The 21856-nt window shown below is 66.1% G+C and carries 18 protein-coding genes; 8 read left to right on the forward strand and 10 right to left on the reverse strand.

What is annotated here, in order from left to right; all coding sequences use genetic code 11:
- Window positions 1-152: 152 nt before the first annotated feature.
- From QW887_RS18525 to QW887_RS18535, 3 genes are read left to right on the forward strand one after another with little or no spacing between them, the layout of a single operon-like run.
- Window positions 153-1142: a flagellar motor protein MotA gene (locus tag QW887_RS18525; RefSeq protein ID WP_315826018.1), complete on the forward strand. Its 990-nt coding sequence runs from the start codon at window positions 153-155 to the stop codon at window positions 1140-1142.
- Window positions 1143-1184: 42 nt separating this feature from the next.
- A complete protein-coding gene (locus tag QW887_RS18530) occupies window positions 1185-2213 on the forward strand; it encodes a peptidoglycan -binding protein (RefSeq protein WP_316194804.1) in 1029 nt (342 codons plus the stop codon).
- Window positions 2210-2692 (forward strand): GNAT family N-acetyltransferase, encoded by a 483-nt coding sequence (locus tag QW887_RS18535; RefSeq protein ID WP_315713895.1) that lies wholly within the window; start codon window positions 2210-2212, stop codon window positions 2690-2692. The genes QW887_RS18530 and QW887_RS18535 overlap by 4 nt, the downstream gene beginning before the upstream one ends.
- A 227-nt stretch (window positions 2693-2919) precedes the next feature.
- Here the strand turns inward: QW887_RS18535 and QW887_RS18540 are convergent, their stop codons facing one another.
- Both QW887_RS18540 and QW887_RS18545 read right to left on the reverse strand, forming a co-directional pair.
- Window positions 2920-3120 (reverse strand): hypothetical protein, encoded by a 201-nt coding sequence (locus QW887_RS18540; protein WP_006614616.1) that lies wholly within the window; start codon window positions 3118-3120, stop codon window positions 2920-2922.
- A gap of 147 nt (window positions 3121-3267) precedes the next feature.
- The gene (locus tag QW887_RS18545) at window positions 3268-5124 is read right to left on the reverse strand and encodes an ABC transporter ATP-binding protein/permease (protein ID WP_315713894.1); all 1857 of its coding nucleotides are present in this window, start codon (window positions 5122-5124) and stop codon (window positions 3268-3270) included.
- Between the two features lie 223 nt (window positions 5125-5347).
- Here QW887_RS18545 and rpmE point away from each other — a divergent pair, with 223 nt between their 5' ends.
- Window positions 5348-5575 (forward strand): 50S ribosomal protein L31, encoded by a 228-nt coding sequence (rpmE, locus tag QW887_RS18550; RefSeq protein WP_012046762.1) that lies wholly within the window; start codon window positions 5348-5350, stop codon window positions 5573-5575.
- A gap of 159 nt (window positions 5576-5734) precedes the next feature.
- Here the strand turns inward: rpmE and QW887_RS18555 are convergent, their stop codons facing one another.
- Together QW887_RS18555 and QW887_RS18560 are read right to left on the reverse strand one after the other, a co-directional pair.
- Complete coding sequence (locus QW887_RS18555) at window positions 5735-6247, reverse strand: DUF1465 family protein (protein ID WP_315713893.1); 513 nt, start codon at window positions 6245-6247, stop codon at window positions 5735-5737.
- A 613-nt stretch (window positions 6248-6860) separates the two neighbouring features.
- The gene (locus QW887_RS18560; protein WP_315713892.1) at window positions 6861-7052 is read right to left on the reverse strand and encodes a DUF1192 domain-containing protein; all 192 of its coding nucleotides are present in this window, start codon (window positions 7050-7052) and stop codon (window positions 6861-6863) included.
- Window positions 7053-7139: 87 nt separating this feature from the next.
- On the opposite strand from QW887_RS18560, the gene QW887_RS18565 reads away from it, so the two are divergent.
- Together QW887_RS18565 and QW887_RS18570 are read left to right on the forward strand one after the other, a co-directional pair.
- On the forward strand, window positions 7140-8138 hold the full coding sequence (locus tag QW887_RS18565) for an NAD(P)H-quinone oxidoreductase (protein WP_316194805.1): 999 nt from the start codon (window positions 7140-7142) through the stop codon (window positions 8136-8138).
- Between the two features lie 169 nt (window positions 8139-8307).
- Window positions 8308-11187 (forward strand): EAL domain-containing protein, encoded by a 2880-nt coding sequence (locus QW887_RS18570; RefSeq protein WP_315713890.1) that lies wholly within the window; start codon window positions 8308-8310, stop codon window positions 11185-11187.
- A 163-nt stretch (window positions 11188-11350) separates the two neighbouring features.
- Here QW887_RS18570 and QW887_RS18575 read toward each other — a convergent pair whose 3' ends face one another.
- A complete protein-coding gene (locus QW887_RS18575) occupies window positions 11351-11830 on the reverse strand; it encodes a MarR family winged helix-turn-helix transcriptional regulator (RefSeq protein ID WP_316172632.1) in 480 nt (159 codons plus the stop codon).
- 288 nt (window positions 11831-12118) lie between these two features.
- Between QW887_RS18575 and QW887_RS18580 the strand changes: the two genes are divergently transcribed.
- Window positions 12119-13975: a feruloyl-CoA synthase gene (locus tag QW887_RS18580; protein ID WP_316194806.1), complete on the forward strand. Its 1857-nt coding sequence runs from the start codon at window positions 12119-12121 to the stop codon at window positions 13973-13975.
- Window positions 13976-14140: 165 nt separating this feature from the next.
- Entirely contained in the window at window positions 14141-16126 is a 1986-nt protein-coding gene (locus QW887_RS18585; protein WP_316191668.1) for a cache domain-containing protein, read from the forward strand.
- Window positions 16127-16142: 16 nt separating this feature from the next.
- On the opposite strand, the gene QW887_RS18590 is transcribed toward QW887_RS18585, so the two are convergent.
- The 5 genes from QW887_RS18590 to QW887_RS18610 are packed head-to-tail and all read right to left on the reverse strand — an operon-like array spanning window position 16143 to window position 21842.
- Window positions 16143-17141 (reverse strand): dipeptide ABC transporter ATP-binding protein, encoded by a 999-nt coding sequence (locus QW887_RS18590; protein WP_316169482.1) that lies wholly within the window; start codon window positions 17139-17141, stop codon window positions 16143-16145.
- Window positions 17141-18139, reverse strand: coding sequence for an ABC transporter ATP-binding protein (locus QW887_RS18595; protein WP_315826015.1), 999 nt, complete (start codon window positions 18137-18139; stop codon window positions 17141-17143). The genes QW887_RS18590 and QW887_RS18595 overlap by 1 nt, the downstream gene beginning before the upstream one ends.
- A complete protein-coding gene (locus tag QW887_RS18600) occupies window positions 18139-19080 on the reverse strand; it encodes an ABC transporter permease (RefSeq protein ID WP_315713884.1) in 942 nt (313 codons plus the stop codon). The genes QW887_RS18595 and QW887_RS18600 overlap by 1 nt, the downstream gene beginning before the upstream one ends.
- Window positions 19046-20005, reverse strand: a complete 960-nt coding sequence (locus tag QW887_RS18605; protein WP_315713883.1) for an ABC transporter permease — start codon at window positions 20003-20005, stop codon at window positions 19046-19048. Before QW887_RS18605 ends, QW887_RS18600 begins: the two co-directional genes overlap by 35 nt.
- A 43-nt stretch (window positions 20006-20048) precedes the next feature.
- Window positions 20049-21842, reverse strand: a complete 1794-nt coding sequence (locus QW887_RS18610; protein ID WP_315713882.1) for a peptide ABC transporter substrate-binding protein — start codon at window positions 21840-21842, stop codon at window positions 20049-20051.
- Window positions 21843-21856: the final 14 nt, after the last annotated feature.

The raw sequence follows: 21856 nt of genomic DNA on the forward strand, positions 1-21856 counted from the left end.
TGAGCCACGGGACTAACTACGCCGCGGATGCCCGCCGGTTTCAGCCATAGTTCCGCGCAGGGACGGGATTGCGCTGATCGCGGCTTTTTTCCCGCCGCTGCTGTGCCATAGTGGATTTCAGGGACCGGTCCCCGCAACGGATGTCATCGACAATGCCTCAAGGCTCCCCTTCCCGCTCCGCGATGGATCTCGAACCGACCAAGCTGTCCACGCCCCGGATCTTCCTGGTGCGGATGCTGGTCTTCCTGGTGCTGTGCGCCCTGGTCGGTGTCGTGCTGTACAAGCAGATCATCCTGGCGTTCTTCGCCAATCCCGGCCTGAACGCGCTGATCGGGGCGGTACTGTTGATCGGCGTCATCCTGGCGTTCCGCCAGGTGGTCCGGCTCTATCCGGAAGTGTCCTGGGTCAACAATTTCCGCATCGCCGATCCCGGCCTGGCGGTGCCTCGCCACCCGGTCCTGCTGGCGCCGATGGCCGCGATCCTCGGCCGCGAGCGCTCGGGGCGAATGTCGATCTCGCAGCAGACCATGCGCCACCTGCTCGACTCGATCGCCACCCGGCTCGACGAGGCCCGCGACATCTCGCGCTACATGACCGGCCTCCTGGTGTTCCTGGGCCTGCTCGGCACGTTCTGGGGCCTGATCGAAACGGTCGGCTCGGTCGGCAAAGTGATCGAGGGGCTCAAGGTCGGTGGCGACGCCGGCGCGCTGTTCGATACGCTGAAGGGCGGCCTTGCCGCGCCGCTGGGCGGCATGGGCATCTCGTTCTCGTCCTCGCTGTTCGGCCTCGCCGGCTCGCTGATCCTCGGTTTCCTCGACCTGCAATCGAGCCAGGCGCAGAACCGCTTCTATACCGATCTGGAGGACTGGCTCGCCGGCACCGTGCGGGAATATGGCGGCAGCGGCGACACCGGTGCCGACCTCTCGGTTGCCATCGAGCGGCTGCGCACCGCGATGGAGGACGGCTCCAACCGCGGCGCCACCGCGGCGATGGCCAACCTCGCCGAGGCGATCCAGGGCCTGGTCGGGCACATGCGCACCGAGCAGCAGATGATCCGCGAATGGGCCGATGGCCAGGGCGAGCAGAACCGCGAGATCAAGCGGCTGCTGGAGCGGCTGGCGCGGCAGACCGAGAAGAGTTGAGCTGCTCGACCGGCCGGCCGAAGACGAACTAGGAGACGCTGAATGGCGCTTGCCCGTACCCGCCGTGGAGATTCCGGCCTCAACTACTGGCCGGGCTTCGTCGATGCGCTGTCGACGCTGGTGCTGTCGATCGTGTTCCTGCTGACCGTGTTCCTGGTGGTGCAGTTCTTCCTGTCGCAGGAGGTCACCGGCAAGGACAAGGCGCTGGAGCAGCTCAACGCCAAGATCGCGCAGCTCAACGAGATGCTGTCCCTGGAGAAGCTCGGCAAGCTCTCGCTGGACGACCAGGTTGCGCAACTGCGCGCCGGGCTCGCAAGTGCCGAAGCTGAGCGCGACCGCGTCAAGGGCCTCTATGACGGGCTCGCCAATGCCGGCAGCAATGCCGCCGGCCGCGCCAACGAGCTCAACCGGGCACTCGACTCCGAGAAGCAGGTCGCGGCGCGGGCGCTGGCCCAGATCGAGGTGCTCAACCAGCAGATCAGCGCACTGCGCCGCCAGCTCGCCGCGCTCGAAGATGCGCTCGATGCGTCGGAGAAGCGCGACAAGGAATCGCAGAGCCGCATCGCCGATCTCGGCTCGCGCCTCAACGTCGCGCTGGCACAGCGGGTCCAGGAGCTGACCCGGTACCGCTCGGAGTTCTTCGGCCGGCTGCGCGCCATCCTCGGCAACCGTCCCGACATTCGCGTCGTCGGCGACCGCTTCGTGTTCCAGTCCGAGGTGTTCTTCGACACGGGGCAAGCCACCCTGCTGCCCGAGGGCCAGCAGGAGCTGAACTCGGTGGCGACGGCGCTGGTCGATCTCGACAAGCAGATCCCCGCTGAGATCTCCTGGGTGCTGCGGGTCGACGGCCACACCGACGTTCGTCCGATCAACAGCCCGGTGTTCAAGTCGAACTGGGAGTTGTCCTCGGCGCGCGCCATCTCGGTGGTGCAGTATCTGATCTCGCTCGGCGTGCCGGCGCAGCGCCTGGTCGCGGCGGGCTTCGCCGAATTCCAGCCGCTCGACCCCGCGAACACAGAGGACGCCTTCCGCCGCAACCGGCGTATCGAGCTGAAGCTGACGGAGCGGTGACGTCGAGCTCCACCCTGCGCCCCTATCGCGCCGACGACGAGGACGCGGCAATCGCGCTGTGGCAGGAGACGTGGCAGCTCGCCTATCCCGCCATCGACTTCGCCGCGCGCGTTCCGTGGTGGCGCGAACGCTGGCGCAGCGAGCTGGTGCCGAAGGCCGATGTGATCGTGGCCGAGGCGGAGGGCGTGCTCGCCGGGTTCGTCACGATCGATGCGACGGGCTATCTCGATCAGCTGGTCGTCTCGCCCGAGCATTGGGGCTCGCCGCTCGCTACTCAGTTGGTCGATGCAGCGAAGGAGCGATCACCTCACGGCATCACGCTGCTTGTGAACAAAGACAACGCGCGCGCGATCCGCTTCTACAAGCGCAACGGCTTCATTGAAGCCGGCGAGGACGTCAACCCGACCTCGGGCCGTCCCGTGCTGCGGATGGTGTGGATGCCAACACAATCTGTTGAATCCGAGATGGTGCCGCAATGACGCTGCGCTCCCTCTCCCCGTTCTTACGGGGAGAGTGTTGGGGTGAGGGGCAGCCACGCGCACCGACCGTGCGGAGAGCCCCCCTCACCCGGATTGCATCTGACGATGCAATCCGACCTCTCCCCGCACGCGGGGCGAGGTGCACCGAGCGCGCCGCGATTTCTATTCACACAATTGCTGGCGCAGGGAGCTAACGACTTCTCTGCTCGACCCGTTTCGTATTGTCCTCAAACGCCGCGAAACAGCACACCGATCGTCAGCACCACGAACGCGATCGCCAGCGCGTCGAAGGCGTGGGCGGCCGACAGCAGCGGCACCGAGGCATGCATGTAGTGCGCGAGCATCGCGACGAGGGCGAGCACCAGCGCAATTGCGAAGATGACGAACGAGGGCGGCGTGAGGGCAAAACTGCCACGACGATAAGGCATGTCCGTTGCTCCTGTTGGGACCCGGCACGCCTGCTACGAGCGGCGCGCCATCTGTTCCGGCAGGGAACGTACAAGGCGGGAGAAAGGTTGCAGGGGCGGGAACGAGAATTCCGAGGGTGTTGCCGGCCGTCCACGGTGTTGCAGGAACTACACGCCCTCGAACTGCAGCCGGGCCAGCCGCGCATAGAGGCCGTTGGCCGCAACCAGCGACGTGTGGGTGCCCTGCTCGACGATGCGGCCGCGATCCATGACCAGGATGCGGTCGCAGGACAGCACCGTCGCGAGGCGATGCGCGATCACCAGCGTGGTACGGTCCTTCATCAGCCCCTCGAGCGCGGTCTGCACCAGCGTCTCGCTCTCGGCGTCGAGCGCCGAGGTCGCCTCGTCGAGCAGCAGCAGCGGCGCATCGCGCAGGATGGCGCGCGCGATGGCGATGCGCTGGCGCTGGCCGCCCGAGAGCGTGACGCCGCGCTCGCCGAGCGAGGTGTCGAAGCCGTCCGGCAAGCGGCGGATGAATTCGCTGGCATGAGCGAGATCGGCGGCGCGCTCGACCTCGGCGTCGGTCGCCTCCGGCCGGCCGAAGCGGATGTTCTCGCGCGCACTGGCGGCGAACACCACGGATTCCTGCGGCACCAGCGCGATGCGCTCGCGCATCCTGCGCGGGTCGGCCGCGCGCACCGGCACACCGTCGAACGAGATCGAGCCGGAGGCGGGATCGTAGAAGCGCAGCAGAAGATGGAACAGCGTGCTCTTGCCGGCGCCGGAGGGGCCGACGATCGCGACCTTCTCACCGGCGCGGATCGCAAACGAGACGTCATCGAGGACGCGGACATCGGGGCGACCCGGATAGGCGAAGCTGACCCGCTCGAAGCCGAGGTCGCCACGCGCCGGCTCCGGCATCGGGCGCGGCTGCGCCGGCGCCGTGATTTCCGGCTGCACGTGCAACAGCTCGAACAGCCGCTCGGCGGCGCCGGACGCCGCCGACACTTCGCCCCAGACCTCCGAGAGCTGGCCGAGCCCGGCGGCCGCGAAGGCCGCGTAGAGCACGAACTGACCGAGCCGTCCGGCGCTGATCGCACCGGTCAGCACGTCGTGGGAGCCGACCCAGAGGATCGCGACGACGCTGGAGAACACGATGAAGATGATGATCGCGGTGAGCACGCCGCGCGCCTGGGTCGAGATCCGCGCCGCCTCGTAGGCCTGCTCGACCTCGCCGCCGAAACGCGCCGCCGCGAGCCTCTCGCTGGTATAGGCCTGCACCGTCCTGATCGAGCCGATCAGCTCGGACGCATAGGCCGAGGCGTCGGCGAGCGTGTCCTGGGCGTTGCGCGACAGCCGCCGGACCCAGCGCCCGAACGCCACCAGCGGCAGCACGATCAGCGGGATCGCCAGCAGCACGAAGCCGGACAGCTTCGGGCTCGTGATCACCATCATCGCGGTGGCGCCGATGAACAGCAGCAGATTGCGCAGCGCGATCGAAACGGAGGCGCCCGCCGCCGATTTGATCTGGGTGGTGTCGGCGGTGAGCCGCGACACCAGCTCGCCGGAGCGCGCGGAATCGAAGAACGACGGCGACAGCGACATCAGATGCGCGAACACGTCGCGCCGGAGATCGGCGACGATGCGCTCGCCGATCGTCATGACGAGGTAGTAGCGGGCCGCGCTTGCCAGCGCGAGCACCGCCACGACGGCGATCATGACGCTGAAATAGCTGTTGATCAGCTCGATGCCTTTCGGCGTGAAGCCGAAATCGATCATGCGGCGGACCGCGATCGGCACCAGAAGCGTGGTCAGGGCCGCGACCGTGAGCGCGATCAGCGCCAGCAGGGCGCGGCCGCGATAGCGCAGGACATAGGGAGACAGCGCCAGCAGCGGGCGCAGCTTCGAGCGCCGCACAGGGCTTGCCGGCTCGGCCAATGCCTCGACGGCCGCAACGGCATCTCCAACCGGATCCTGCCCTGGGGCAGCGCCCTGCCGCTCGTCAAGCCGTTCCACTGCGCTCATGGGCCACCTGAGAATTCTTCCAAATACCGATCTGCCGTCCTGATAGGCCCGCCGGGCCGGGCTTGGCAAATCCGGAAACGTACCAAGGTGTTCATCCGCGACCTTGGCTTGTTTTGGGCAGAACCTTGGGCTATAGAGCCCGCCAATTGTCCCCCTTCAGTGACGACAGGATCAGGCGCGGCCGCGTCGCATCATGTCTTCGCATCGTGCCGTAGGATCAGCCATGAAAGCCGACATTCACCCGAATTATCATACGATTACGGTCGTGATGACCGATGGCACCGAGTACCAGACCCGCTCGACCTGGGGCAAAGAGGGCGACAAGCTCAACCTCGACATCGACCCCAAGTCGCACCCGGCCTGGACCGGTGGCACCCAGCAGATCATGGATCGCGGCGGCCGTGTCTCGCGCTTCCAGAAGAAGTTCCAGGGCTTCCTCAAGAAGGATTGATGCCTTCTTGCCCTCGGCACCGGCCTTCCTGGCCTGCGCCTGATCGAGAGCTCACAGCAAAACGCCCCCGGAAACGGGGGCGTTTTTGTTTCTGAGCTGGTCGCAACGAGACCTTCGGCTGGGGGAGCGGCCCCGGCGGGGGCCGCCCGATGCCGGGGCCTACTGCTCGAACGCGGCCTTCAGCCGGTTGAGATGCGGCACCAGCGGATTGCCGATCGCGCTCTGGTCCGGCGGCGGGGAATGAATTGTCGAGTCGAGCCGGCGGACCCGCACCTGCAGGCTCATCGAGCGCGAGATCAGGCTCTGCAGCTGCTGCGGCAGCTTCTCCAGCAGATCATCCGGCCCGGGATCTGCGGCGGTGAGCTTGACCTTGGTCTTCTCGCGGTTGGCCTGGCTCAGGGTCATCTCGCCCTCCTTCACCGCGCGGTGCAGGAGCAGCCAGGACGCCAGTTGCATCAGGCGGGTGGTGAGACGCATGCTCTCGGTCGCGTAGGTCAGGCTGACGGCGCGGTCGAGCGCCTTGGCCTCGTTGCGGCCGTCGCCATCGAGATAGGCGGCGGTCTCCTCGACCAGATCCATGCCTTCCCGGAACAGCGCGCCGAATGCAGCAGAATTGGTGAGCCGCTCGTTGAACTGAACCAGAGCGCCATCGCCCAGCAAACGGTCCGACATGGTTAACGCCTCTTAAACGCGACTGTTTACGCAACCCGGCAACGTCGCCGGTATGATGAACAAATCATTGCGCGGCCGGTTTCGAGAGTCCAGCAGCAACGCCTTTTATGGTTTCCACGGCGTGGGCCATGCCGTGCCCTCGTACCATTTGCGACTGCAACACGGCCGATCGCGGCCGAGTCGCACGATCAGCTCAACTAGCAACCATGATCACGGCAATAGTTTGCAGTCGTCGAACGAGGATCGTCACGCCTGCCGCGGCGCACAGGATTTTCGCGCCTGACCTGCTGGCGACCGAAGACCGGCACGGGCGCAATGAGCCGGCACGACGTTCGTTCCACGATCGCCGCCTGCGCATGGGGGAGCGCGCCACGGGCGACCGCCCGGTTCGCCCGGCTCGGCGCGGGCGCAAAAAAAGAGCCGCCGTTTCCGGCGGCTTTGAAGTTGATAACAGGGAGGCGTCAAACAGAGTGGACAGGAGCCACTCGGTGTCCAAACGAGGACGGTTCCGGTTGTAAACGCGAAAGCTTAATCAACCGTAAATGGCGAAAATTTTTCAATCTTCGTTAGCCATGTCGGCCACTGGCCGACCGCGTTTCTACGGCCGCGAGGTTCACGACTTGAAGATGCTGGCGGCGGCATCACGCGAGGCGCGCTTTTTCGCCACCGCCTGCTCGATGCGCTCGATCTCGGCCCGGAGCAGCGCCACCCGGCTGGTCAGCTCCTCGACCGACAGCATCGACAGATCCTGCCCGATTTCGTGCGAAACGGCCTTGCGCGGCCGATCGTCGTCCTCGTTCGCCATCTCACCCTCCTCCCGGTTGCCAGCCATGCCCCGGCTGGCTTAAGCACGCGGCAGCACCCGCTTTCAGCCCTCGCCGAAGGATTTCTCATGGAACAGCTGCCCGCGCAAATGACCGTGGTCGCCATCAGCCAGCCGGGCGGACCCGAGGTGCTCAAGCCGGAAACCCGGCCCGTGCCCAAGCCCGGCCCCGGCGAGATCCTGATCAAGGTGAAGGCCGCCGGCGTTAACCGTCCCGATGTCGCCCAGCGCTCCGGCAGCTATCCGCCGCCGCCCGGCGCCAGCGACCTGCCGGGGCTGGAAGTGGCCGGGGAGGTCGTGGCGCTCGGCGAGGGCGCCGTCCGGCACAAGCTCGGCGACACCGTGATGTCCCTGGTCGCCGGCGGCGGCTATGCGCAATATTGCATCGCACAAGACGCGCAGGCGATGGCGGTGCCGCCGGCGCTGTCCCTCCTGGAAGCCGGCGCCCTGCCCGAGACCCTGATGACGGTCTGGCACAACGTGTTCGAGCGCGGCGGCCTGAAGGCGGGCGAGACCCTGCTGGTGCATGGCGGCTCCTCCGGCATCGGCACCATGGCGATCCAGCTCGGCAAGGCATTCGGCGCCAAGGTGCTGGTCACCGTCGGCTCGCAGGACAAGGTCGACGCCTGCGTGAAGCTCGGCGCCGACCGCGCCATCAACTACAAGACGGAGGATTTCGTCGCCGCGGTCAAGGAAGCGACCGGCGGCAAGGGCGCCAACGTCATCCTCGACATGGTCGGCGGCGACTACATCGAGCGCAACTACGACGCCGCGGCCACCGATGGCCGCATCGTCCAGATCGCCTTCCTCGCCAGCCCCACGGCGTCAGTCAATTTCGTCAAGCTGATGGTGAAGCGCCTGACCCATACCGGATCTACGCTGCGCCCGCGCAGCAACGCCGACAAGGCGGCGATGGTGGCGGCGATCGAGGCCAAGGTGATGCCGTTCCTGCGCGAGGGCCGCATCAAGCCATTGATGGACTCGACCTTTCCCCTCGCAGATGCAGCCAAAGCGCATGCACGCATGGAGACGAGCCAACATATTGGCAAAATTGTGTTGGAAATCTAGGCGCAGTCTAAACACAGCGTGTTTGGAAACTCTTTGATTCTCCTCGCTTTCGTGCCAATGATCGCGCACAGCTGAACCGTGCCTGGAACGGCTCCAATTAGCCCGGCGACGACCTCTTTCGATTTGGCTTGTTTCGCTTTGGATTGGTGTCGAACGCGGAGATTTGACATTGCGTCTGATCAGGTGCCTCGCGTCGTTGGCGGCGCTGGGCCTCGTGATGTGTGGTGCCGCTGCCCCCGCTCAGGCCGTTGACGCCGTCAGCGTTCGCAGCGACGCGCCTGCGATCGACCTCACGGGCATCCTCGATCATCAGCGCAGCGAGAACGACCGCATCCAGGTCTCGACCGCGCCCGGCACCGACGGCATCGTCCGCCGCATCGAGGTGCGGGCCCGCGAGGGCGGCCAGAACTGGATCGTGTTCGCACTGGCCAACAACACCGACGACCAGCTCGACCGCCTGATCGTGGCACCGCACTACCGCGTGGTCGGCTCCGGCGTGTTGTGGCCCGATCTCGGCCTGTCGCGCATCGCCACCATCACGCCCTCGGTCGGCGACCTGCCGGAGCGGCAGGAGAGTCCGACCGCCGACGTCTTCCGCGTCACCCTCGATCCGGGCTCGGTCGTCACCTTCGTGGCCGAGCTGCGCACGGACAAGCTGCCGCAGCTCTATCTGTGGGAGCCCGAGGCCTACAAGGACAAGGTCAACTCGTTCACGCTGTACCAGGGCATCGTGATCGGCATCTCCGGTCTTCTCGCCCTCGTTCTCACGATCCTGTTCGTGGTCAAGGGCAGTATCATGTTTCCGGCGGCTGCGGCGCTGGCCTGGGCGGTGCTGGTCTATATCGGCGTCGATTTCGGCTTCTGGGGCAAGGTCCTGGACATGTCGAACAATGCCGAGCGCGTCTGGCGCGCGGCGGGCGAGGCGATCCTCGCCGCGACCCTGCTGGTGTTCCTGTTCGCCTATCTCAATTTGTCGCGCTGGCACGTTCGCTACTCGCACATCACGCTGGGCTGGCTGTTCTTCCTGGGCTCGCTGGTCGCGGTGGCGCTGTTCGACCCGGCGGTGGCCTCGGGCATCGCGCGCATGTCGTTGCTCTTGATCGCCGTGCTGGGCTTTGCGCTGATCGTCTATCTCTCCAGCCACGGCTTCGACCGCGCGGTGCTGCTGATCCCGACCTGGTTCCTGCTCACTGTGTGGGTCGCCGCCGCCGGCATGACGGTCGCGGGCCAGGTCACCAACGACATCGTCGGCCCGGCGCTGCTCGGCGGCCTCGTGCTGATCGTGATGCTGATCGGCTTTACGGTGATGCAGCACGCCTTCGCCGGCGGCGGCGCCACCACCGGCATCGTCTCCGACGTCGAGCGCCGCGCGCTGGCGCTCGCCGGCTCCGGCGACCTGATCTGGGACTGGGACGTCTCCGCCGACAAGGTGTTCACCAGCCCGGAGACCGAGAGCCTGCTCGGCCTCAAGCGCGGCACGCTCGAAGGTCCGGCCGCGAAATGGCTCGAGGTGCTGCATCCGCTCGATCAGGACCGCTTCCGCGCTGCGCTCGACAGTGTCCTCGACCAGCGCCGCGGCCGCCTGGTGCAGGACTTCCGGCTGCGCACGCCCGATGGCCATTTCATGTGGTTCGCGCTGAAGGCGCGCCCCGTGGTCGGCTCCGACGGCGAGGTCTCGCGCGTGGTCGGCACCTTGACGGACGTGACCGAGTTCAAGAATGCCGAGGAGCGCCTGCTCCACGACAGCGTGCACGACAATCTGACCGGCCTGCCCAACCGCAAGCTGTTCATCGACCGTCTTGCCGCCGTCGCCAATTTCGCCAAGTCGATGCCGGCCATGCGGCCGACCCTGATGGTGATCGATCTCGACCGCTTCAAGCAGGTCAACGACTCCGTCGGCATTGCGGTCGGCGATTCCATCCTGCTGACCCTGGCGCGGCGGCTGTCGCGCATCCTCAAGCCCCAGGACACGCTGGCGCGGCTGGCCGGCGATCAGTTCGGCCTGATCCTGCTGTCCGAGCAGGACCCCGCCCGCATCACCGCCTTCGCCGAGACCATCCGCAAGACCATCCGCGCGCCGATCGCCTTCAACGAGCGCGAGATCTTCCTGACCGCCTCGATCGGGCTCGCTTTGTCCGATCCGCAGACGCAACTGTCGGAGGACATCATCAAGGATGCCGAGCTTGCGATGTATCATTCCAAGCGCATCGGCGGCGACCGCATCGACGTCTACAAGCCGGCGATGCGCGCGCGCAAGAACGACCGCCTGACCCTGGAGAGCGAGCTGCGCCGCTCGATCGAGCGCCAGGAGATCACCATCCTTTACCAGCCGATCGTGCGGCTGGAGGATCGCTCGATCGCCGGCTTCGAGGCGTTGGCACGCTGGGACCATCCGAAGCTCGGCCGGATGTCGCCGATCGAGTTCATCACCATCGCGGAAGAGATCGGCCTGATCGTCGATCTCGGCACCTTCGTGCTCGACCAGACGGCGCGGCAGCTCTCGGTGTGGCAGCGCGCGACACGGCTGCGCGAGCCGATCTTCGCCAGCGTCAACGTCTCCTCCCGCCAGCTCCTGCGCCACGACCTGATCCACGACATCCGCTCGGTGCTGGCGCGCTCTTCGGTGGCGCGCGGCTCGCTCAAGATCGAGCTGACGGAATCGCTGGTGATGGAAAACCCCGAGCACGCCGCGCAGATGCTGGCGCGCATCCGCGAGCTCGGCGTCGGCCTGTCGATCGACGATTTCGGCACCGGCCATTCCTCGCTGGCCTATCTGCAGCGCTTCCCGTTCGACACCTTGAAGATCGACCAGTCGTTCGTGCGCACCACCGCGCGCGGCACCCGTCCCGTCATCCTCAAATCGATCATCGCGCTGGCGCACGACCTCGGCATGGACGTGGTGGCGGAAGGCGCGGAGACCGACTCCGATGCCGTCGAGCTCTATCAGCTCGGCTGCGAATACGCCCAGGGCTACGCCTTCGGCGAGCCGATGGACGCCGACGCCGCGATGCGGCTTCTCACGGAAGAGCGGCTGGAAGCGGCGAGCTGAGGCTGCAATGCATCCAGGACGGCAACAGCCTCAGGATGCATCTTTCATTTTGCTTCGTTTGAGGTAGATTTACCGCGGTACCGCGTAAAGGGTGCCGTGTGAGTGATGACCGATGCGTGCTTGCGGGGCAGAAGGCTCGCGACATGGCCCGTTCGCGACGAGCCTAGTCCGTCTCGAACTGCGACAGCGCCGTGAGCGCGCGGCGATAATTGTCGCCCCCGAGCCGGCGTGCCACCCGCTTCTCGTGCGCGGCGACCAGTGCATTGGCCTTCTTGAGCAGCAGGCGGCCACGCGGCGTCAGGCCGAGCGCATGGGCCCTGCGGTCGTGCTCGGAGCGCTCGCGCACGATCAGGCCGGCCTGCTGCAGGTCGTCGAGCAGCGCGACCATGCGCGCGCGCTCGATGCCCAGCGCGCCGGCGATCGCGATCTGCGCGGCGCCGGGATTGGCCGCGATCGTCTCCAGGATCGAATAGAGGATGACGTCGAGGTCGATCGTCGCGAGCGCGGCGTTGACGTCGCGGAAAATCCAGTGCTGCAGGCGGCGGACGAAATAGCCGAGATGGTTCTCGAGCTCACCGAGACCGATCCCGGAATCCTGGCTGGTTGCGTGTCGCTGCGCTCCGGTGCTCGCGCTCTTGGGCATGCTGGCTCGCTGACATGAGGCATCCCTGCCTAGACCGATGCCGTCACAGGGGCAAGCCGCTCCAATCGGTCACATCCACAATAATTGCAAAGTACAACCATTCTGTTAGTCTCGCGGTCAACGAATACAACATGGGAGGGAAACGCATGCCGTCATCGATGGCGATGGTTGCCTGCATTGCAACCGCAATGCGGCAGCGCATTACACCCGATCGCGGCGCCCGCCGCGCAGCGTGTTCCTCCCGCACTGCAGCTTCAGCGATCACCTCCCGCAGCCCGGAGACGCGCCATGGCTGATGCAGAACGCCGCGCCTCCGAGCCTGCGATGTTCGCCGAGCCGTCGATCGAGGCTGTCAGGCGCGACGACGGCGCGATCATCCTGCGCTCGCGCATGCCGCTGCAGCCGGCCGCGCGCTGCACCGGCGAATGGCTGGAGCATTGGGGCCGCCATTTCCCGGATCGCACGTTCCTGGCCGAACGTCGTGGCGACAACTGGACCTGGCTCACCTACGGCGAAACATTGATGCAGGTCCGCGCCGCCGCGGCCTGGATGCTCGCGCAGGGCCTCGGTCCCGAGCGTCCGCTGGCGATCCTGTCCGACAACAGCATCGCGCATGCCGTGCTGGCGCTCGCCGCGCAGCACGTCGGCATCCCCGTCTGCGCGATCTCCCCGGCCTATTCGCTGATGTCGACGGACCACGAGAAGCTGCGTGCGATGATCCGTCTGCTCGATCCCGGCGCCATCTTCGTCGCCCAGCGCGAGCCGTTCGCGCGCGCGCTCGCCGCCGTCAACGGCCTGCATCGGGCGACGGTCATCGCCGGCGACGGCGATGCAACGAGCGCGCTGTCGCTGCAGGCCCTGCTCGCGACAAAGCCCGGGCCGGAGGTCGACCGCGCCTTCGCCGCGGTCACGCCGGACACGGTGGCCAAGCTGCTGTTCACCTCCGGCTCGACCGGGCAGCCGAAAGCGGTGATCAACACGCACCGGATGCTGACGATGAGCCAGCAGGCCAAGGCGCAGTTGTGGACGTTCCTGCGCGAGGTCGAGGGCGGCCCCGTCATCGTCGACTGGCTGCCATGGAGCCACACCTTCGGCGCCAACCACAATTTCAACCTGGTGCTGAGCCACGGCGGGTCGATCTACATCGACGGCGGCAAGCCTGCGCCGGGCCTGTTCGAGACGTCGCTCGCCAATCTACGCAGCCTGGTGCCGACGATCTATTTCAACGTGCCGCGCGGCTTCGACATGCTGGTCGCGGCACTCAGGTCCGACGACGATCTGCGCCGCAGATTTTTCTCCGGCGTCAGGTGCATCCTCTATGCGGCCGCGGCCTTGCCGCAAAATCTGTGGGATGCGCTCAACGAGATGAGCCGGGCCACGATCGGCCGCCCTGCACCGCTGGTGTCGGCGTGGGGCGCCACCGAGACATCGCCGCTCGCGACCGACTGCCACTTCTTCGCCGAGCGCGCCGGCAACATCGGCGTGCCCATCCCCGGCACAGAGCTCAAGCTGGTGCCGACCGGCGAGAAGCTCGAGGTGCGCGTGCGCGGGCCGAACGTGATGCCGGGCTATTGGAAGGCGCCCGAACTCACGGCCGCGGCTTTCGACGAGGAGGGCTTCTACAAGATCGGCGACGCCGTGAAGCTTGCAGATCCCGAGCATCCGGAGCGCGGCCTGTTCTTCGACGGCCGCATCACCGAGGATTTCAAGCTCAGCTCCGGGACATGGGTGAACGTCGGCGCGCTGCGCGTCGCCGGCATCGCGGCGCTGGCGCCGTTGGCGCAGGACATCGTGATCGCCGGCCACGGCACCGACGAGGTGCACTTTCTCATCGTGCCCAACATCGCAGCGTGCCGCGGCGCTGCCGGGATGACCGAGGCCGTCCCGGCCGGCGACGTTCTGGCGCATCCATCGGTGCGCACCGCCATCGCGCGAGGATTGGCCAGGCTCCGCACCGAGGCGGTCGGCTCGTCGCGCTATGCGACCCGTGCGCTGTTGATGGCGGAGCCGCCCTTGCTCGATGCCGGCGAGATCACTGACAAGGGCTATATCAACCAGCGCGCAGTGCTCACCCGCCGCGCCGATCTGGTCGCACGACTGAAGGATGAAACCGCGACCGAGCTGATCAGGCCCGACATGTCCTGACCCAGAACTACGCAACTACTCAACTCACTCACAAGACGGCGCTCGTATTACTACGGGAATGCCTCGCGAGTGCGGCAATTGGTTACCATCCACACTTAACCGGGCATCAACTGCGAATCCTTAAAATCACTCGCATCTAGCTCCCTCATTTGCCCGGACCGCCCCATGGCTCAGCCGCGTTTCTCTCTCGCTTTCCGCATCTACGCGATCATCGGCCTGTCGTTCTGTGGACTGGTGGGGCTCGCCGCAACGCAGAGCCAGAACCTCGAGACCGCTCTCAAGGATCAGCGGCAGAGCGAGCTGAGCCATCTGGCGCAGACGGCAGTCAGCATCGCCCGCGAGGAATATGACGCGATCGCGCGCGACAAGGTGGCGCCCGAGGTCGCGCAGAAGAAGGCGGCCGAGCGGATCGGCAAGCTGCGCTACGGCAGCGGTGACTACTTCTGGATCAACGACATGGGTCCGAAGATGGTCATGCATCCGATCAAGCCGGAGCTGAATGGTCAGAACCTCGCTGACAACAAGGACCCGACCGGAAAGCGGCTGTTCGTCGAAATGGTCGACGTCGTCAAGCGCCAGGGCGCCGGCGTCGTCGACTACATGTGGCCGAAGCCCGGCAAGGATGCGCCACAGCCGAAGATGTCCTATGTCGCCGGCTTCGAGCCCTGGGGCTGGATCGTCGGCACCGGCGTCTATGTCGACGATCTCGAAGCCCAGATGTGGGAGAGCAAGCGCAGCGTGTTCATTGCCGCCATGCTGGTGATGCTGATCATCGGGTCGATCACGCTGATCATCGCGCGGCGGATGTCGTCGGCGCTGGCCGCGATGAGCGGCGCGCTGACCGAGCTCGGCAATGGAAACTTCGACATCAAACTGCCGGGCCAGAACCGCAGCGACGAGCTCGGCGACATGGCGCGCTCGATCGAGCAGTTCAGGCAGAAGACCGAGGAGAAGGCGCGGCAGACCGCGATGCTCGAAGACGAGCAGCGGCAGGTCGCAGAGCGCATCAAGACCAAGGCGCTGCAGGAGATGGCCGAAGCCGTCGAGCAGGCCGCCAGCAGCGCGGTCGGCGAGGTCGCGCAGGGAACCGGCCACATGGCCGACAATGCCAAGTCGATGACCGACAGTGCGCTGACGCTGGAGCGCAACTCGAGCAGCGTTGCGGCGGCGGCCGAGCAGGCCCTCGCCACCACCCAGACGGTCGCCAAGGCGTCGGCCCAGCTCGCCGCCTCGATCTCGCAGATCTCCAGCCAGGTCAGCTCGTCGCGCGAGCTCACGCGCAAGGCCGTCGCCGCGTCGTCCGACGCCCAGGCCACCATCGCGAAGCTGTCGGAAGCCGCCGACAAGGTCGGCGCCGTGACCAGCCTGATCAGCGAGATTGCCGGCCAGACCAACCTGCTGGCGCTGAACGCCACCATCGAGGCCGCCCGGGCCGGCGATGCAGGCCGCGGCTTTGCGGTCGTCGCCTCCGAGGTGAAATCGCTTGCCGAGCAGACCGCCAAGGCGACCAGCGAGATCGCGCAGCAGATTGCCGAGATTCAGGACTCGACCCGCGCCTCGGTCACCTCGATCGGGGCGATCGGCGAAGTCATCCGCAACGTCGAAGCCGTATCCTCCGGCATTGCCGATGCGATCCAGGCGCAGAACAGCGTGACCATCGAGATTTCGCGCACGGTCGAGGAGACGTCCGCCGCCGCGCGCGAGGTCGCCAGCCAGATCGCCGAGGTCTCTCGCGAAGCCAGCGAGGCCGGCCGGCGCTCGACCGACATCCGCGACGGCTCGACTGTTGTCGCCGACAAGGTGCAGCGGCTGCGCACCGAACTGGTGCGGGTGATCCGGACGTCGACTGCCGACGTCGATCGCCGGCTGTCGACGCGGCTCAACATCAACCGCCCGGGCACGCTGCAGGTGAACGGCGAAGCGATCCCTGTCACCGTGCGCAACCTCTCGCTCGGCGGCGCCCTGCTCGAAGCCGTTCCGGTTCGTCTGACGATGAACACGTCGGTGACGCTTGCCATCACCGGCATGGTGTCCGATCTGCCGGGGACCGTGACCCGCGTTGGCGACCGTACCGCGCTGGTCCAGTTCGCATTGAACCCGGAGCAATCGGCGCGGCTGACGGCGCTGGTCTCGGACCGTCAGGCGGCGTAACGCGCCGACCTCCGCCTCAACGGAAATGGCAGGCGACGAGATGCCCCTCGGCGCTTGCCTTCAATGGCGGCACTTCCTTGCTGCAGACGTCCTTGGCGATCGGGCAGCGGGTGTGAAAGTGACAGCCCGATGGTGGATTGATCGGGCTCGGCACCTCGCCCTTGAGCCGCACGCGCTTGCGCTTGACGCTCGGATCCGGGATCGGCACCGCCGACAGCAGCGCCTCGGTGTAGGGATGTTTCGGCGTCGAATAGAGCTGGCGTGACGGCGCGGTCTCGACGATGCGGCCAAGATACATCACCGCGACGCGGCGGCTGATGTGCTCGACGACCGAGAGGTCGTGGGCGACGAACAGATAGGCGATGCCGAACTTCTGCTGCAGATCCTCGAGCAGGTTGATGACCTGGGCCTGGATCGACACATCGAGCGCCGACACCGGCTCGTCGCAGATGATCAGCTTGGGCTCGACCGCGATCGCCCGCGCGATGCCGATGCGCTGGCGCTGGCCGCCCGAGAACTCGTGCGGATAGCGCGTCATGTGGTCGGCCTGCAGGCCGACGGTCTCCAGGAGATGAACGATGCGCGCCTCGTATTGCTGGCGTGAGGTCGCCAGCCCATGGATGGTCAGCGCCTCGCCAATGATGGCGCCGATGGTCATGCGCGGGTTGAGCGAGGCATAGGGGTCCTGGAAGATGATCTGAATGTCGCGGCGGAGCGCGCGCAGCCTGTCGCCGGACAGCGCGATGACGTCCTTGCCCTCGAAATTCAGTTCGCCCGAGCTCGGCTCGATCAGCCTGAGGACGCAGCGCCCGGTGGTCGACTTACCGCAGCCGGACTCGCCGACGAGGCCGAAGGTCTCGCTCGGCTCGATGTCGAAGTTGACGCCGTCCACGGCCCGCACGCTGCCGATCTGGCGCTTCAAGAGCCCGCCCCGGATCGGGAACGCCTTGGTCAGGTTGCGTACGCTGAGCAGCGGCGCGGGTACGACGGGGGTGGCAATGGCAGCTTCGGTCATCACAGCAACGTCTCTTCGGCGCGGATGCACGCCACCTTGTGGCCGGGCTCGATCTCGCGCAGCAGAGGCTGCGCGGTCCTGCAATCGGGAATGGCGAAGCGGCAGCGAGAGGCGAAGCGGCAGCCCTCCGGCGGATTGACCAGCTTCGGCACGCTGCCGGGGATGCTTTCCAGCCGGCTCTTCCTGACCGCGTCGAGATCGATCCGCGGTATCGAGCGGATCAGGCCCTGCGTATAGGGATGGCGCGGATTGGCAAACAGCCGCTCGACCGGCGCCTCCTCCGCGACCCGGCCGGCATACATCACCACGACACGCTGCGCGACCTCGGCCACGACGCCCATCGCGTGGGTGATCAGCATGATCGACATGCCGAGCCGCTCCTTCATGTCGAGCAGCAGATCGAGGATCTGCGCCTGGATCGTGACGTCGAGCGCCGTCGTCGGCTCGTCGGCGATCAGGAGCTTGGGATTGCATGACAGCGCCATCGCGATCATCACGCGCTGGCGCATGCCGCCGGAGAAATGGTGCGGATAGTCGTGCACGCGGGCTTTCGGATTGGGGATCTGCACCAGCGCCAGCATCTCGGCCGCCCGATCCATCGCCGCCTTGTTGGACAGGCCCTGATGCAGCCGGATCACCTCGGCGATCTGATCGCCGACGGTGTAGACCGGGTTGAGCGAGGTCATCGGCTCCTGGAACACGATCGCGATCTCGCTGGCGCGGATCTTGTTCATCTCGGACGAGCCGAGCGGCACCAGGTCACGGCCCTGCCACAGGATCTGGCCCCCGGCGATGCGGCCGGGCGGCATCGCGATCAGCTTCAGCACCGACATCGCGGTGACGGTCTTGCCGGAGCCGGACTCGCCGACCACGCACAGGGTCTCGCCGCTGCCGATCGAGATGTCGACGCCGTCGACGGCCTGGACCTCGCCCTCGTCGGTGTTGAAATAGGTCTTCAGCCCCTTGATCTCGAGCAGCGGAGCTACGCGCGCGTCCATCACATCACCTTCCGCGGATCGAGCGCATCGCGCAGGCCATCGCCGATGAAGTTGATCGCGATGACCGTGAGGAAGATCGCGCCGCCGGCGAACAGCGCCCAATGCGGCGCGATGTCGAGATAGTCCTTGGCGTCGAACAGCAGCCGGCCCCAGGTCGGAATGTCCGGAGGGAAGCCGAGACCGAGGAACGACAACGTCGATTCCGCGATGATCGCGGCCGCGACGTCGATGGTGCCGGCGACGATCACCGGCCCCAGCGCGTTCGGCAGGATGTGGCGGACGACGAGACGGGTGTTGGAGGCGCCGAGCGCGCGCGCCGCCTCGACGAATTCCTTCTCGCGCAGCGACAGGAACTGGGCGCGGACCAGACGCGCCACATGCATCCAGCGAAAGCCGCCGATCACGAGCACGATGAGAACGAACACGCCGCCCTCCGGGCCGAGCCAGCCCTTGAGGAAATCGCGGAACAAATAGATGATCAGGAGCAGCAGCGGCAGTTGCGGCAGCGACAGAAACAGATCGGTCAGCCACATCAGCGCGGCATCCACCGGTCCCTTGGCCGAGCCGGCGATCGCACCGACGAGAATGCCGGCGAACAGCGCCACGCCCATCGCGGCAAAGCCGACCGCAAGCGAGATGCGGCCGCCATAGATCATGCGCGCCAGCAGATCCTGGCCGAGATCGTCCGTGCCGAACGGGTGCTCCCAGGACGGCGGCGCGAGGCGTGCCGTGAAGTCGATCTCGTTGATCGGAATCCGCCACAGCCACGGGCCGAGCAGGATCGAGAGCGCGAGCAGCAGCAGCACGACGATGCTGGCCGCCGCAAGGCGGTGACGGAGGAAGCGGCGGAGCGCGTCGCGGCCCGGCGAGAAACGCCGTTTGGGCGATGCGACGACCGGCACCGTCTCAACGGAAGGAGATGCGTGGGTCAAGCCAGCCATACAGAATGTCTGCGATGAGGTTGAAGAGGACGACGAGGCAGGCGAACACGAAGGTCACCGCCATGATGACCGGCGTATCGTTGGCGAGGATCGCGCTGATCAGGAGCGAGCCGATGCCGGGAATGCGGAAGATCTGCTCGGTGACGATGGCGCCGCCGAACACCGTCGGCATCTGCAGCGCGACCAGCGTCACCACCGGGATCAGCGCATTGCGCACGACGTGCTTGACGATCACCTTGCGCTCGTCGAGGCCCTTGGAACGCGCGGTCGTGACGTAGTCGAGCTTGATGACGTCGAGCACGGCGGAGCGAACATAGCGCGTATAGGACGCCGCCTGGTAGAGGCCGAGCACCATGACCGGCATGATCGCCTGCTTGATGCTCTCCCACCACCATTGCCAGCCGGTCGCCTGCAGGTCGGCGCGATAGACGAACGGCAGCCAGCCGAGATTGACGCTGAAGATCAGGATCAGCAACAGGCCGGTGAAGAAGGTCGGCAGCGAGAAGCCGATGAAGGCGAAGGTGTTGGCGATCTGGTCGAAGATCGAATACGGCCGCCGCGCCGCGAGCACGCCCACCGGCAGCGCCACCGCCAGCGCCAGGATCTGCGCGGTGCCGACCACGTAGAGCGTGGTCGGTATCCGCTGCAGGATCAGCGTGTCGACGTTGACGCGGCTGGCGAAGGAGAAGCCCCAGTCGCCCTGGAACATGGCGACCAGCCAGTGGACATAGCGCAACAGCACGGGATCGTTCATCCCGAACTTGATGCGCAGCGCCTCGCGCACCTCGGGCGGCACGTTCGGGTTGCTCGCGAGCTCGCCGAACGGATCGCCCGGTGCCAGCGCGAGCAGCACGAACAGAATGAGACTGATGCCGAGCAGGCTCGGCACAGCGACGATGAGGCGCCTGAGAAGATAGTTTCCCATCGCTCCACCCCTACGATGTCTGGCTGGTCATGCTGGCCGCGCGTCAGCTCGCCCGATACCAGGTGGCGATGAACGCCAGATCGTTGTCCCAGCCGCTCTTGTACAGCACCATGCCGTTCTTCACGCCGATCGCATTGAGCCGGTTGATCTCCGGCAGGACGTAGTTGTCACGCACGACGAGATCGTTGAGCTTGATGAACAGCGCGGCGCGCTTGACCGGATCGAGCTCGCTCTGGGCCAGCATGTAGGTCTCGTCATACTCCTTGTTCTGCCAGCGGCAGATGTTGCGGCCCTGCCACTTGTTCTCCTTGGTCGCGGCCTCGGTGGACACGAACTGGTTCATGAAGAACTGCGGATCCGCCTGCGGCATCGTGGTCTGATACATCTGCATATCGCAGTAGAAATGCGAGTAGGTGTCGGGGTTCGCGACGTCCGAGGAGAAGAACACCGACGCGACCACCGACTTCAGCTCGACCTCGATGCCGGCCTTCTGGAACGCCTGCTTGATGATCGCCTGATTCTTCTGGCGCGGGCCGTTGATCGAGGTCTGGAACACGAATTTGAGCGGCTTGCCGTCCTTCTCGCGGATGCCGGAGGCGCCCTTCTTCCAGCCGGCGGCGTCGAGGATCTGGTTGGCCTTCTCGATCGAGAACTCGAAAGTATTGTTCTTGGAGCGGAAGCGCTCGGGGTTGTTGAGAAAGTTGGGCGTCGCGACGCCGGCGCGTCCATAGATGAACTTCTGCACCGACGCACGGTCGATCAGGAGATTGATCGCCTTGCGCACCTCGGGATCGGAGAACAGCGGGTGCTTGGTCTTCAGGCTGGCGCGCTCGCCGTCGACCTCGACATTGGGATCGGTGACGTTGAGGCCGATATACTCGATGTTGCCGGTCAGCGTCAGCTCGGTCTTGCCCTGGCCGCCCGCCTCGAGCTTGGTCAGGATCTCGTCCTCGACCTGCAGATTGTAGGCGTAATCGTATTCACCGGTCTGCAGCACTGCGCGCGCAGCGGAGACCGCGTCGCCGCCGCCCTTGATCTCGACCGTGTCGAAATAGGGCTGCGTCGGCACGTGATAGTCCGGAAAGCGCTTGCCGGCGACGGTGTCGCCCGGCTTGAAGTCCACGAACATGTAGGGACCGGTACCGACCGGCTTCAGGTTCGCCGGCGCCTCGCGCGACTTCGCCCCGATATAATCCGCAAAGTGATGCTTGGGGATGATGCAGCCGAACGAGGCGACGAAGGCATCGGCCCAGAACGGCGTCGGCTGCGGAAAGACCAGCTTCACGGTCAGATCGTCGATCTTCTCGATCGACTTGACGTTCTTGTAGCTGCCGATCGAGACCGCCGAGGTCTCGGGGTTGTTGGCGTATTCCCAGTTGAAGATGACGTCGTCGGCGGTGAACGGCTTGCCGTCGTGCCATTTGACGCCCTTCTTCAGCTTCCAGGTCACCGACATGCCGTCGGCGGCAAGACCGCCATTCTCCTTGCTCGGAATCTCGGCCGCGAGAATCGGCACCAGATTGCCGTCCTTGTCCCATCCGGCCAGCGGTTCGTAGAACAGGCGGCTGGCCTCCTGGTCCTTGGTGCCGATGGCGAAATGCGGATTGAGCAGCGTCGGCGCCTGCCAGAGCAGCAGCTTGAGCGGACCGCCGCCACCGGCCTTGGTCGGCTTGTAGGGGATGGCATCAGCAGCGACCGCGGCGCCTGAGTAGGAGAGCATCGCGCCAGCCATCGGCGCGGTCAGCCCCACGGCAATCATCCGCTGCACAAATTCGCGCCGTGACAGGCGTCCTGCTTTGACATCAGCGATCTGGCTACGGAGGTCACGCTCGTTCATCCATCGACTCCAAA

This window comes from Bradyrhizobium sp. SZCCHNRI3052, from assembly GCF_032484895.1.
Taxonomy (GTDB): Bacteria; Pseudomonadota; Alphaproteobacteria; order Rhizobiales; family Xanthobacteraceae; genus Bradyrhizobium.